General features: G+C 36.1%; 12 protein-coding genes. 5 read left to right on the top strand and 7 right to left on the bottom strand.

Going from position 1 to position 12,127, the window contains the following annotated elements:
• From MLE13_RS14290 to MLE13_RS14305, 4 genes are all read right to left on the bottom strand, one after another.
• On the bottom strand, positions 1-395 hold a 395-nt coding region (locus MLE13_RS14290), incomplete at its 3' end, for a hypothetical protein (RefSeq protein WP_240750349.1).
• A gap of 322 nt (positions 396-717) precedes the next feature.
• Positions 718-1,941: an MFS transporter gene (locus tag MLE13_RS14295; protein WP_240750350.1), complete on the bottom strand. Its 1,224-nt coding sequence runs from the start codon at positions 1,939-1,941 to the stop codon at positions 718-720.
• 411 nt (positions 1,942-2,352) lie between these two features.
• A complete protein-coding gene (locus tag MLE13_RS14300) occupies positions 2,353-4,101 on the bottom strand; it encodes a M3 family metallopeptidase (RefSeq protein WP_240750351.1) in 1,749 nt (582 codons plus the stop codon).
• A 663-nt stretch (positions 4,102-4,764) separates the two neighbouring features.
• On the bottom strand, positions 4,765-5,538 hold the full coding sequence (locus MLE13_RS14305; RefSeq protein ID WP_240750352.1) for a YecA family protein: 774 nt from the start codon (positions 5,536-5,538) through the stop codon (positions 4,765-4,767).
• Positions 5,539-5,968: 430 nt separating this feature from the next.
• On the opposite strand from MLE13_RS14305, the gene MLE13_RS14310 reads away from it, so the two are divergent.
• The gene (locus MLE13_RS14310) at positions 5,969-6,772 is read left to right on the top strand and encodes a sugar phosphate isomerase/epimerase family protein (protein ID WP_240750353.1); all 804 of its coding nucleotides are present in this window, start codon (positions 5,969-5,971) and stop codon (positions 6,770-6,772) included.
• A 341-nt stretch (positions 6,773-7,113) separates the two neighbouring features.
• On the opposite strand, the gene MLE13_RS14315 is transcribed toward MLE13_RS14310, so the two are convergent.
• Together MLE13_RS14315 and MLE13_RS14320 are read right to left on the bottom strand one after the other, a co-directional pair.
• The gene (locus MLE13_RS14315; RefSeq protein ID WP_240750354.1) at positions 7,114-7,587 is read right to left on the bottom strand and encodes an SMI1/KNR4 family protein; all 474 of its coding nucleotides are present in this window, start codon (positions 7,585-7,587) and stop codon (positions 7,114-7,116) included.
• 51 nt (positions 7,588-7,638) lie between these two features.
• A complete protein-coding gene (locus MLE13_RS14320) occupies positions 7,639-8,055 on the bottom strand; it encodes an SMI1/KNR4 family protein (protein ID WP_240750355.1) in 417 nt (138 codons plus the stop codon).
• 336 nt (positions 8,056-8,391) lie between these two features.
• Here MLE13_RS14320 and MLE13_RS14325 point away from each other — a divergent pair, with 336 nt between their 5' ends.
• On the top strand, positions 8,392-8,790 hold the full coding sequence (locus tag MLE13_RS14325) for a plasmid-related protein (RefSeq protein ID WP_240750356.1): 399 nt from the start codon (positions 8,392-8,394) through the stop codon (positions 8,788-8,790).
• A gap of 236 nt (positions 8,791-9,026) precedes the next feature.
• Here MLE13_RS14325 and MLE13_RS14330 read toward each other — a convergent pair whose 3' ends face one another.
• On the bottom strand, positions 9,027-9,596 hold the full coding sequence (locus MLE13_RS14330) for a recombinase family protein (RefSeq protein ID WP_240750357.1): 570 nt from the start codon (positions 9,594-9,596) through the stop codon (positions 9,027-9,029).
• 339 nt (positions 9,597-9,935) lie between these two features.
• Here MLE13_RS14330 and MLE13_RS14335 point away from each other — a divergent pair, with 339 nt between their 5' ends.
• The 3 genes from MLE13_RS14335 to MLE13_RS14345 all read left to right on the top strand — a co-directional run bounded on the left by MLE13_RS14335 (position 9,936) and on the right by MLE13_RS14345 (position 12,070).
• Positions 9,936-10,682 (top strand): class I SAM-dependent methyltransferase, encoded by a 747-nt coding sequence (locus MLE13_RS14335; RefSeq protein ID WP_240750358.1) that lies wholly within the window; start codon positions 9,936-9,938, stop codon positions 10,680-10,682.
• A 153-nt stretch (positions 10,683-10,835) separates the two neighbouring features.
• Positions 10,836-11,372: a hypothetical protein gene (locus MLE13_RS14340; protein ID WP_430905220.1), complete on the top strand. Its 537-nt coding sequence runs from the start codon at positions 10,836-10,838 to the stop codon at positions 11,370-11,372.
• A 329-nt stretch (positions 11,373-11,701) separates the two neighbouring features.
• Positions 11,702-12,070 carry a hypothetical protein gene (locus tag MLE13_RS14345; protein ID WP_240750360.1) on the top strand — a complete coding sequence of 123 codons (369 nt, stop codon included), beginning with the start codon at positions 11,702-11,704 and terminating at the stop codon, positions 12,068-12,070.
• Positions 12,071-12,127: the final 57 nt, after the last annotated feature.

The following is a 12,127-nucleotide window of genomic DNA, read 5'->3' on the forward strand; positions in this document are numbered from 1 at the left end:
TATTTAGGTTCTCTGCTTCTAATTCCCTCTGAAATTAGAAAGGGTTTTATTATTTTTTCCTTAATATCTTCCGGTGATATTAATTCTGCCATCTCTTTCGTAATTGTTAGATCTTTCTTTATGCTACAAGTAATATAGCTTTTGAGCGGCATAAATGTATAATTTTCTAGTTTCTGATTTTCAATATATTCATTAAGTTCACTAACCAATCCGTCTATATAAAACCCTTCACGGGGTTGCTTATCAAGATGCAAACGATACATTTGATCTGTCAAAGTTAGTATCAATTCGTATTCCTCACCATTAGAGCCATACTTAACCTTCACATGATAATCTCCAGAAGGAAGTTGTATCATAAAAGGCATTTCATTTGAAAATACAGTTTTTAATTTCATTGCTTTCCTCTCACTTATCTATAATATTTATGACTTCGTATTTTATAGCGAAGATGTGAAATTTGATAATTTGAATGTGATTACTGATTAAGCTGTTTACCTTTCTTTACAACTCATTCTTTGTAACAGCATTCCAGATTTCAGTATACTAATTTTACCATTATTTATAATAATACTTTTATAAAATTTAAAGTTATCCTATAAACAAAGCGTTCGTAAAAGTACAGTTATACAGACGAAAAGGGAGAGAAGATGCGCTTCGAACACGCTCTTCTCTCCCTTTTTGCCTAAGCAACTTCTGGTAGATACTTATAGTAAAAAATTATCTACTTTGGGATTGCACTTTTATTTTTGATTCACTTTGTATGGTCACTGGTTTTATCGGTAGTAAACTTCCCACCAACGCAACAGCTGCACATGCTAAAAACATTTTTTCAAATCCGAATGCGGCTATACCAGCTATGCTGCTGAAAATAATCAAGTCACATACGGAGTCGATAATAGATAGCAATGATATCGTTGTCGCTCTTACATGAGATGGAATGATGTCGTTAGCTAATTTTGCGTATATTGGGTAGCGAACAGTTCGCACAAATCGAAGAAATACCATGATGATTAGTAAAATCCAAAGCGTTTCTCGGAAATAAGCTACTAACAGCAAGCCAAGTACTCCTATTCCGCCCGTTACATACAGTACGGTAATACGGGAGAAGCGAGATGTAATCCATCCGATCGAACGAGAGACAAAAAAACTGAATATCGCTAGTCCGGCAAAGACAAACCCAATTAAATAAATAGGTAAATCTGCATCGCTGAGTAGTTTGTCACCAAAATTATCAAATATGGCTGCAGTCGGAATGAATACCAGCGTAATGTTTAAGAACATCCATAATACTTGGGGCGTTCTTTTTATCGCTAGCAAACCTTCTTTCACTTGATTGAAAGGCTTATCACGATAGTTGCCTTGGTTTGAAGGATTTCTAACGAAAAATAGTAAAACAATTTGAATGGACTGAAAAAAAATGCCCAATACAATCAGCAATACAAATTGATCGTTTGTTAAATCTTTTGCAAGTATGGCTCCTAAAATGAGGACAAACACCATGACGATAAATTGCGCAGATTGAATAATTCCCAGAGCTTTATCCATCATGTTTTCTTCATTTGATTCTTTCAAAGATTCATAGATCAACGCTTCATCTGCTCCGCTAAAGAAAGTGACAGCAAAGCCGCTTAAAAGACTGCTCGCAAAAAACATCCAGGGTTCGTACGCCCAGATGAGCATTCCATGACTGACTACACTTATACACGCACCAATCATAAAGGACAGTTTTGCCCCATAACGATCTGCAAACATGCCCGTTGGAATTTCCCCAAGCAAAACCCCACTGCTCCAGAAGAGCAATACCCAGAGGATATAGGTTTCATCCAATCCACGAGCAAAATAAAACAAAGCCAATACGGGTTGTATAAATCGAACGCTCCCGAATAGTTCGGCCCAAAATAAAACACGGATATTATGTGAAGCTAACGTACCTTTTAACAATTTATTTCCTCCTCTTGTTTATCAACCTTAAATAAACAAGTAGGAGCGAATCATAATGAATCTAGTTTAGCTATAATCAGAAATTTTCCACCCCTACTTGTTGGTTTAAAAGCAAAGTGAAGTTTTTTTGCATGTTAATTTCCTCCTTTTCTATCAATAGTCTCCATTATACAGAATTTCATGAAAAGTGTAATATTTATTTTATTTATGACTGGTTTGAGGGTTATTAATAATCCAGTTATCTTTTATGAAGGTTTTAAAGCGTTCGTAAAAGTACGCTTATACAGACAAAGAGGAAAAGCAACGCTATTAAGCGCTGCTTTTCCTCTTCGTATTTTGCTAGTGGAATTATGGCTACTTCTGATAATCCCTCATATGTAAACTGTTTATGGATTTTTTAAAGTCGAAGTTTCAGGAGAGCTGGTTATACTGCTTAATATCTCGGACTACATTTTGTACGGCCTGCTGCCAAAATTCTGGTTGTGAAAGATCGATTTGGAAATGGTTTTTGACTAGCTGTTCGAGTGGCATCCTTCCGGTTTCACTCAACAACCCTTGAAACTTTTGATTGAAGAGTTTATCTTCTTTCGCTTGCTCCAAAAGTCCGATGCTGAATAAAAACCCAAAAGAATAAGGGTAATTGTAAAAAGGAATCGTTGCCTGGTAGAACTGGACATATTTAGTCCATACATAAGGCTCGTACTCACGTAAACTGTTTCCATAGGCTTTTTCCTGACACCTTAACGAAAGTTCCTCTATCTGTTTAACATCCAATGGGCTCTCTTTTCGATAGTGATAAAACTCGTTTTCAAATAGGAATGCGCCCCTGATCGACATCAGGTAATTCAGGCTGCGCTCAATCTTCGGTCCCAAAATCGCTTTTTTAACTGAAGCCTTGTTGGCCTGTTGAAGCATATGGTCGATGAATACCGTCTCGAAAAAGATGGAAGATGTTTCCGCCATGGTCATTTCCAGTAGATCATCTGTAAACTGCAGTGAAGGTGTATCGTTCATCTGTTTAAAATGCCATGCATGACCCAGTTCATGGGCAAGCCTTCTGGCGCTATCAAGGGTATTGTCATAACTTAACGTAATCCGTGATTCTCCTTCTCCGATAAAAGGCGCACAGAATCCCCCAGACGATTTTGTCTTGCGCGGCTCTACATCTACCCACCCTTTGGTAAGGGCTACTTTGACAAATTCACTCATATTGCCATCAATAGGAGCGAGCGAATTGATGATTTCAGCTGCAGCTTGTGAGAACGTAATTGAAAAAGAATCATTTTGAGATGAAGTCATCAATTCATGCCAAGAGATTTTTCCAGCTCCCGCTTCTTCTTTCTTGTTAAAGTAACTTGAAAGCCCCTGCATATTGGCGTCTACTGCATTCCACATGGCATCAAGTGTTTGGTTGGTGATGCCATTAAATTTTAGGGATTCGTCAAGGTAATCTGTCTGCTTGATCTTGTTTTCATGAAGCCTGATCCCGACCATTTGGTTATAGATTGAAGCAAAGATATTCGATTGTGTTTCTAAGGTTTTATTCAGTTCAGTAAACACATGAAATCGTTCAGCTTGTTCTGGTAGGGCAAAAGCTTGTTCCATCGCTTCCGCAAAAGATACTTCCTTCTTTTCATGATCATAGCCTACTTCTACTTTCAGGTTGTTTCGGACTTGACTATAAAGGTCTGCAAGGCCGCTTAACGTTTCTCGGGAAAAGTTTGGAATCATCTTTTCCTGTTGACTGTCCTTTTCTTGATTGTTGGCTAATTCCGCAAGGAAATTGGACTGTTTCACATGATTTGTCCACTTGGTAAGTTGTGTTTCATTCATATCGTTAAGCTGTTCTTCCCAGTTTGAAACAATAGCATAAACTTGTGATTTTAAGGCTGAGATGGTTCCAATTATGGAGGTTAATTGGGATGACTCAATTTCTTCGGTGGTTAAACAATAATAAAAGGATTCAGCTGATTCAATCTGTCTGATCAGTTGCGAAAGCGTTAGGAGGTTGCTTTCATTTAAGCCAGCTAAATTTGACTCCTTCTCGATTTCAATTAATTTCCCCTTAATTATGCCTAGCTGGTCTTTGAATTTTTCTACATCACTGTCGTATGGCAGCGAATCTAAATTCCAGCGAGTCACTAAACTAGATGTTTCCATATCTCTTCCACCCCACGTATGTATGATAAGATACCTATTGTTCTATCAGATTACCATAAAATCCCGAATATATTTTCTTGAAGATTGGAAATTTCAGCAATTTATTTTCTTTTTATAAGTGATGTAGCTCTTTGACTTATATTTTTGTCTATATAAGAAAATCCCTTCAGATAAACTATCTAAAGGGAAGAGGTATAATTTCATTCGAATTAGGCATCTTTGTACAAGCTACTTCCGATAACGTCACGTTATGTTCGCAATCCAATTTTAATTTAGTGACTTGAATAAATTTATTTTATTTCTATCCCCGTAACGAAATCCTGTCAATTTAGCTGAATTACGCAGTATCATTCCATTCATTTTGTTATATAAAATAAAATCTTTCTCCGTCAAATTTGCATAGAAGGTGTACGCCATTTGTGTTTCTTCGTCCCAATTTTTCCATAGTCTTGGGCTTAATACCATGTTTTCAGAGTATAACGGCAATATAAGAGACATATAAAACTTCACTTTATCTACGGGTGAACTTTGTAATTGATTAAATAAGTCTAAGTAAATTTCTTTTTCACTGTCTAAGCAACTTAATAGGATGTAGGAATTCCCTTTCTCTGGAATTGCAGTAACAGCAAGGCGATGGATGAAACCTTTAACCTTGTTTTTTATTTACTTTCCATTCAAATCATAATCAGGTGCAATGTATGCATAGTTCGAGAAATTAATTTGCTCTGGTATTTTAATAATACAGGATGTTACACCAGTATGTTCTCCAGCAAGAATTTTCTTATCGAAATGTTCTTTTATAGAATCAAATTCTTTCATATTCAATTGTAAATTTCTGTATCTGGAAACCATATCAGATCTACTAAATACTGTTGGATACTTACCGAATTGAGTTCTGAAAATATCCATTGACATCCAAACCTTATAATATTCAAAGATAAAAGCCTTATAAGCATATATAAATTTCATTATCTCACTAGTTTCATCAAAATCAGGTGCTCCCTTTTCAATTGCTGCAAAAGCAATATTATCATGTAAATCACAAAAGCAAGTTTCAGTTGTTGCAGCATTTGCACTTGTTTTGCTCATTTCGATAATAAGTTCTTGTTCTCCGTTGTCAAGCTGAACTATTAAAGGACTTCTTTTAGTGTCCATCAAATATACATGCCTTTCATCACCTGCTAATAAAGAAATAATTTTATTATTTTGCAAAGCATGAGCTCCTTTAATGATCCCTTTACAATTTTGTTGATCTGGATGCATACAGAGCTTTTTCATTGATTTTCTCATCATTTCCCCAATCAATACTTCAGGTGGTTTCTTAGTTTCGATGGGTGGATTAAATTCTTTATTACGGCAACAGTTTGTAAAGACTTCACCACTTCCACAAGGACAACTTTCCTTTTTGCTAATCTTGATACGTTTTAATATATTCATTTTATAAGCTCCTTTTAATGAACAACAAAGTTTCTCAACTTTACCCGACTGTTCCCTTAATTATACAGTCTCTTATTTTATCATTAGAATATTATTGTCAAAGAAATACCGGCGTTCGGAAAAGTATACTTATACAGATAGAAGAGGAAGTCGGACGCTAATCAGCATCCAGCTTCCTCTTTGTGTTTTGCTATTACAGCTACCTACTGATAACTTCATGATATGTAAACTTATTATTTATTAAGCTTTAGCAAAAGCCTATACTGTAATAACAATCTTAATAAAGATGCAGTGTTTTAATTGGTTCAGACTCTACTGAACTAAAACAGAAACTAATAAAAAAGACTCGTCTTCAGGTTCTACAACTTAAGTTAATTAATCTAATACCATCCAGTATTATTAGTGTTACCAGTAAAATATGGAGGTACCTATGACGAAAATAAAAAAGGAATTTGGTTTGCTATTAAACACTAAGCATATTGACATCAAGAATGGAGTAGCACTAGCTAAAAATTTAAACATAGATACGATTCAATTATACGCCATTCATGAACAACAAAATCTAGCTACTCTTTCTAAAAACAAACAAGCTCAATTAAAGAAGTTTTTTTCAAATTCTGGTATTAAAGTTCCCTCATTAGCTATCAACTTTGGATCAAAAGGGTTGCTAAGTGCTTCAAAAGATATTTTGATAACTCAGTTCGAACAAATTTTGGAGTTAGGCTTAACTTTGGATTCAACCATTATATCAGCACATATAGGAGAAATCCCTTCTAAAGAGGATAGTGAAGTATATGAAAAAATGTTATCTATTTGTGATGAAATAGGCTCCATTTCTTATTCATCACAAAGAATTTTTGCAATTGAAACAGGCTCTGAAAAAGCAAATGTATTAGATACTTTTCTCAGAAAAATCAACTCGAAGGGCTTAGGAGTTAACTTTGATCCATCAAATATCATTAGTGGAACGAATGAAAATCCGTTGCAGAGCTTAACTGTTTTAAAAGAACATGTTGTCCAAACCCATATTAAAGACTGTAAAAAAATACATAGTGAGCAAAGTGTTTTCTATAAAGAAGTGGCTGCTGGGAAAGGAGAAGTGGATTTTAAATCTCTATTTTCATCACTGGATCAAAGTAATTATAAAGGTCTTCACATCATTGAAAATAGTAATTACTTCGATTCTGAGAATGGAATTAAGCAATCCTTCGACTTTATTAAAAATTTACTATAACAGCTATATAGACTATTTGGTGAAAAAGTTTCAGAAAGCATTTATTAGGAATAATGGTGAGATAAATATTAATGAGTAACCGTTCGTAAAAGTACACTTATACAGACAAAAGAGGAAAAGCAGTACTGATTGGGACTGCTCTTCCTCTTAGTATTTCGCTATTAGAATAACTCTTACTTTCTAATAGTTATTGGTATAGAGACCGCTAACTGCTAAAATCTGGTGTGATTCGCTGGATGCACAATTCCCAATAATGGGCTAAGGACAACCGCAATCTTTTCTTTCATAAGATTTCAGTATTGTTGCTGACTTACTGAAGCCGATTAAATGTTGAAAATTATTTACTCAAGTTCTTCCTCTACGAGTTCTAAGAGAAAATCCCCAAAATCATCCGCAATGACTTCAATTGTCTGATCATCTAGTGCATACCCCAAATCTAGAGCAACCACTTTCGGTTCGCCTGTTGCATCTGTACTTTGAAAGTCCAGACAGAAAATCTCTTCACTGCCCGTATCATAAATCGCCAGAAAGTTGGCAGGTAGATTAATGCTTTTGCGTAAATTGAGCGTGTACCAGATGGCATCCGGTACAGAAGAGTCCTCAAAGTCTTCGTCGATAATCCCGTAAACTTCTTCCGAGCCAAAATTTCCGGCGCCGAATGTCTGTAAATAATCCAGATAGGATCCACTAAACTTCAGGCCGACTGCTGCTTCTGCTTTTGTAATTAACTTTGCAGATTTTTTCCCTTCAAAATCCGCTAAGTCTTTATTCTTTAAAATGATTTTTTTGGCTTTTTGATAGGTTTTGGTGCTCATCCTGCTACTCCTCCATCTTGTATGAGTTATTTTCATTAAAACCGGACTTGGTTAGTCGGCATTTGGCTCCGTATATAGGATTTTAAGGAACTCATGAAAGGTAGATCCACATACTTCCACCTCATCGAGATCCATTCCGATGAACGGCATGGAGACAAAGGGCAGTTCCTTGCTTCGCGTATCCAAACAGTAAGCGGTATCCCCGCCATCCGATCCGATGATCCACAGTCCAGGTGCAAATTCTTCGACACTGTAGCCTTCGTTATCTTCGATTAGTTCTTCAACCTTCCATAACTGGAGAAAGTTATCTCCGATCGGACCCTCGCCTCCATTTGAATGCAACAGGAATTTGAAATACTCTTTGGGAAATTGAAAGCCCAATTGATTTTCTACGTTTCGGATGACGTTTGGATCAGCCGGATCATTTAGGTCAAGTGACTTTAGATATTGCTGAATACTAGTGTCCATCTTTTTTCTCCTTTTTACAATTAATTCTATTTATTTAAATATACTTAGACCATAGCCAAATATCCAGAGAATTCTCAGTAAATAACCGTTCGTAAAAGTACACCATTACGAACGCTCCAATCCTTTCAAAATAACAAGTAATAAACGTTCGGAAACCTATCCAAAGGCTTTACGAACGTTCGCCTATTGCTATCCACACTTTCGAACACTATATAATAGAAGGAACAGCATCAAAATATGATATAATCTTGTTAACAGAACCCACCACGCCTCTTCATAATGCGGACCACGGTGGGTCTTATGATGAGTTTGCTATTTTGCAGTGGAGGTTCCGTCATGGATATTAACCAGTTCAACGAAAATTCTTCTGGCCGATTAGTAGTCGGAAAAATAAATCGAGAAAAAATTACTAAACTAACAGGCGTTACCTTCATTGAAGAAGAGGTGTTTATCTATCCTGGTGCCATCAAGCATATTAATCGAAATCATCCACTCGTTTGGAATCAATATAAGGATGAACTTCCATCTATTCTGTTAAATCCCGATTACATCGGCCAAAACCCAAAAGTTCCAAATAGCGTTGAACTGTATAAATTCATTAGTAACTATCTTCTATTGGCCATTAAATTGGACCCGAGTGGATATGTATTCGTTTCCTCTTTTTATGTATTAGATAATGCCGAATATAAAATTAAGAAGAGACTGGCAAGCGGACGGGTTCAAGTATACGAATAAGCCAACAGCTTGAATAAAACACGTTTTGTGTTATGATTGAGGTAAGAAAAGATTATTTGTAAAGAATGTTAATCAGGTTATACGGGTTATTAAGGTGGGAAAGGTTCCCCACGCGCTCACAATGAGTTACCAGAGATCCTGGATACGCCGCCCAGGTAATAACCCCCTAAATATGTAAGCCTCTAACTTCGGTTAGAGGCTTTTTTTGTTCTTCTCCTATCTTATCTCCTTATGCCTCATATTCTTGAGGATTCCTTTTTTTCCAAGTAACGATAGATGGTCGTACGAGAAACGCCCCATCTTTCAGCCACATCTTTAATCGGTGTTCCCCCTTGAATCAGGGAACGCATCATTTCAATATCTTTCGGTCCAAATTTCTCTGGTCTGCCACCCAGTCGCCCTCTTGCTCTGGCAGCAGTTCGTCCTGCAGCTGAACGTTCTTCAATCAAGTTTCGTTCAAATTCAGCAAAGGCTGCAAACAAGTGGAACATCAATTGCCCTGTTGCATTGCGTTTATCCATCGTCAAGTTTTCCTGCAAACTATGGAAGGCGACCCCCCGTTCATTTAAGGCATTCACCAGTTGAATCAAGTCCTGCATATTTCGCCCCAAGCGATCCAATCGCCAAACCACAATCGTATCCCCTTCACGAGCATACGAGATGGCTTCTTCCAAACCAGGCCGTTGTTTTTTCGTTCCACTCATTTTGTCGTGAAATGTTTTATCACAACCATAAGCAGTTAACGCATCCATCTGTAAATCCAAATTTTGTAATCCTGTAGACACACGCGCATATCCAATGAGCACTCGATCCCTCTTCTCTTCTTTTTTCATGAATTCATTGTACCATAAGATAAAAAACGAGTGCTTAATGTACATAGAATACTGTACAGGGTTTTATAACACGAAACGCATGAAAAAAGATCCTTTTCAAACCGACGAGTGTCGTGTTCAGAAAAGGACGAGTTTCGGAACAGAGAACGCTAGCGTGAAATTCAAAGTTTATAAACTCTCTTGAATCGAAACTCCTCTACAAAATGATGACAACAAAATAAGAACCATCGGGTTCTTTAATGGAATTTATTGGTATGATGAAATTAGATATAAATAATGAACTTAAATTTAATATAGGAAGGAAGAATTTCAATGAATGAACAGAGTGGAATCAACAAAAGTGCTTGGGAATATCGTGCTTATGAATTTTGGAATAAGCGAGATGGTTCTCCAAAAAATAAGGCAAAGGAAATTTTGGGAAATCCGAAAGAGAGTTTGAAAAAACACCAAAAATATTTTGATGAAATTGATGGAATGACTGTGGCAAATATCTGCGGATCAAATGGAAGAAAAGCTGTTCCGTTGTCTTTATTGGGTGCCGAGGTAACGGTTTTCGATATATCAGAAGAAAATAAAAGATATGCTTTAGAATTAGCCGATTGTGCAAATACGGTTATCGACTACATCGTGGGAGATGTCTACGATATTGATGTGAATAAATACAGGAATCGCTTTGACATCATTTATTTAGAAGGCGGAGTTTTGCATTACTTCAATGACATCGATAAATTGATGGGAATCCTTTTTTCAATCCTAAAAAATGGGGGCAGAATGATTTTAAGTGATTATCATCCCGTAAAAAGATGTATAAGTGCGGATCTCAAATACATCCCTAACTATTTTGATAAAGAACTGCAAAAAGAAAACATATCTTATAAACAATTCTTTGATGAACAAGAACAACAAGATTTTCCAGATGTATCGCTTAGGTTCTATACATTAAGTGAAATCATCAATTCCGTTATTTCAACTGGCTTTAACTTTGATCGATTTGACGAACATCGCGGTTGGAATGGTGAAAATATCCCTTGGGAGTTCACCTTGTTGGCTTCTAAATAACAGTTATTCAGTTGCAGCTGCAATATTCCACTTAAAAGAGTCTAAGATGTCTGTATTTAAGTATCAGGAATTGTTGAAAGATACAGGTGAAATGAAGATGATGGATTATAAGCAAGTTGAAGATGTGAAAATAGTTTGGAGGGTAATAATATGATGGAAGAAGTTAGAAAACCTATGGTAATTGCAATCGCTAGTATTTCAGGGGGAGGAAAGACAACAGTAACTGAAAAGTTGAATGGGGTATTGCCCAATTCCAAAGCGCTTTTCTTCGATGATTACGATTTAGAAGGTCCTGAAGATGTCCTGGATTGGTTGAACCGAGGAAATAACTATAACGAATGGAATCTAAATCCTTTTGTGAAGGATTTAGAAGAATTGCTTAGCGAATCTCTTGATTACGTTGTGTTGGATTTTCCGTTCTCCTACAAGCATGACCAAACCAGCGCTTATATCAACTTTTCCATCTTTATCGATACGCCCTTGGATATTGCATTAGCTCGTCGAATCATCAGAGATTTTCAAGATGACTCGGCAGCAAATATCGTTGAAAATATGAAACACTATAATTCGCATGGAAGACGGGCTTATCTTGAAATGCTGCATACCATACAACCAAACTCCGATTTCATTGTAGATGGATCTTTACCAGTAGCTAAAATGGTAAATACCATTTTAGAAAAAGTGCGCTGAATTTTTCTAAAGCAAAGCTTGTTTACATATTATTGGATTCTCGATAGCTAGCATAGATTTTATAAATGATTAAAGAACCCAGAAATCCTAGTGTAAAAGGTTGCTGGGTTCTTTAAAATTATACGCAAAATAAAGCTCGAAATTGGCGCAAGGTACCTCTTAAAATGACAAGAAGGTTTTCACCTTCTTCTCATTACTCTCAAAAACCATCGTTTTTGATAGAGTTTAAATTATTTAATTAACTTTCAATTCTAAATACATAGTTGATTAAAAGAACCCTTAATGATATTCTTTTAAAAGAACCTCGAAAAAGATTTAGGAGTGAGTAAATGGATTTCAAAAAATATGTTGAAGAAGTAAGACTTACAAAAGAAATTGAAGAAGCGACATCAGATTTCGTTAAATTCAGTATAAATGTGGATGACAATATTAATCGCCGATTAAAGTATGTTGCTGGAGAACTTGAGATTACCCGCGCAGAATTAACAAGAGATTTAATAGAACAAAGTTTATATCATCTTGAAATAGCATTAGGGTTAGATCCGCTAGATTTTGATAAACCTTATGCAAACTCGCTCTATGCTCATTTGGATCATGTAACAGTGTCAGGTATTAAGTTAGCGAAAGAAGACTTTATTCAAGCTATTAAAAGCGCTCGTGAACGTGAAGAAAAAGAAAAGAATACAGAAGCAAACTGATATAGATCATGCTTAAATTGAGCCCAGGAGAAAGTAAAAAGTTTTTTGATAAGCTAT

The sequence above is a fragment of the Planococcus halocryophilus genome, assembly GCF_022489025.1.
GTDB classification, from domain to species: domain Bacteria; phylum Bacillota; class Bacilli; order Bacillales_A; family Planococcaceae; genus Planococcus; species Planococcus halocryophilus_A.

Coding starts and splice junctions, on each gene's coding strand:
- MLE13_RS14315 (WP_240750354.1), bottom strand. CDS start 7,587: ATGAGCACCAAAACCTATCAAAAAGCCAAAAAAATCATTTTAAAGAAT.
- MLE13_RS14305 (WP_240750352.1), bottom strand. CDS start 5,538: ATGAATATATTAAAACGTATCAAGATTAGCAAAAAGGAAAGTTGTCCT.
- MLE13_RS14320 (WP_240750355.1), bottom strand. CDS start 8,055: ATGGACACTAGTATTCAGCAATATCTAAAGTCACTTGACCTAAATGAT.
- MLE13_RS14340 (WP_430905220.1), top strand. CDS start 10,836: ATGGAAGAAGTTAGAAAACCTATGGTAATTGCAATCGCTAGTATTTCA.
- MLE13_RS14345 (WP_240750360.1), top strand. CDS start 11,702: ATGGATTTCAAAAAATATGTTGAAGAAGTAAGACTTACAAAAGAAATT.
- MLE13_RS14300 (WP_240750351.1), bottom strand. CDS start 4,101: ATGGAAACATCTAGTTTAGTGACTCGCTGGAATTTAGATTCGCTGCCA.
- MLE13_RS14310 (WP_240750353.1), top strand. CDS start 5,969: ATGACGAAAATAAAAAAGGAATTTGGTTTGCTATTAAACACTAAGCAT.
- MLE13_RS14325 (WP_240750356.1), top strand. CDS start 8,392: ATGGATATTAACCAGTTCAACGAAAATTCTTCTGGCCGATTAGTAGTC.
- MLE13_RS14335 (WP_240750358.1), top strand. CDS start 9,936: ATGAATGAACAGAGTGGAATCAACAAAAGTGCTTGGGAATATCGTGCT.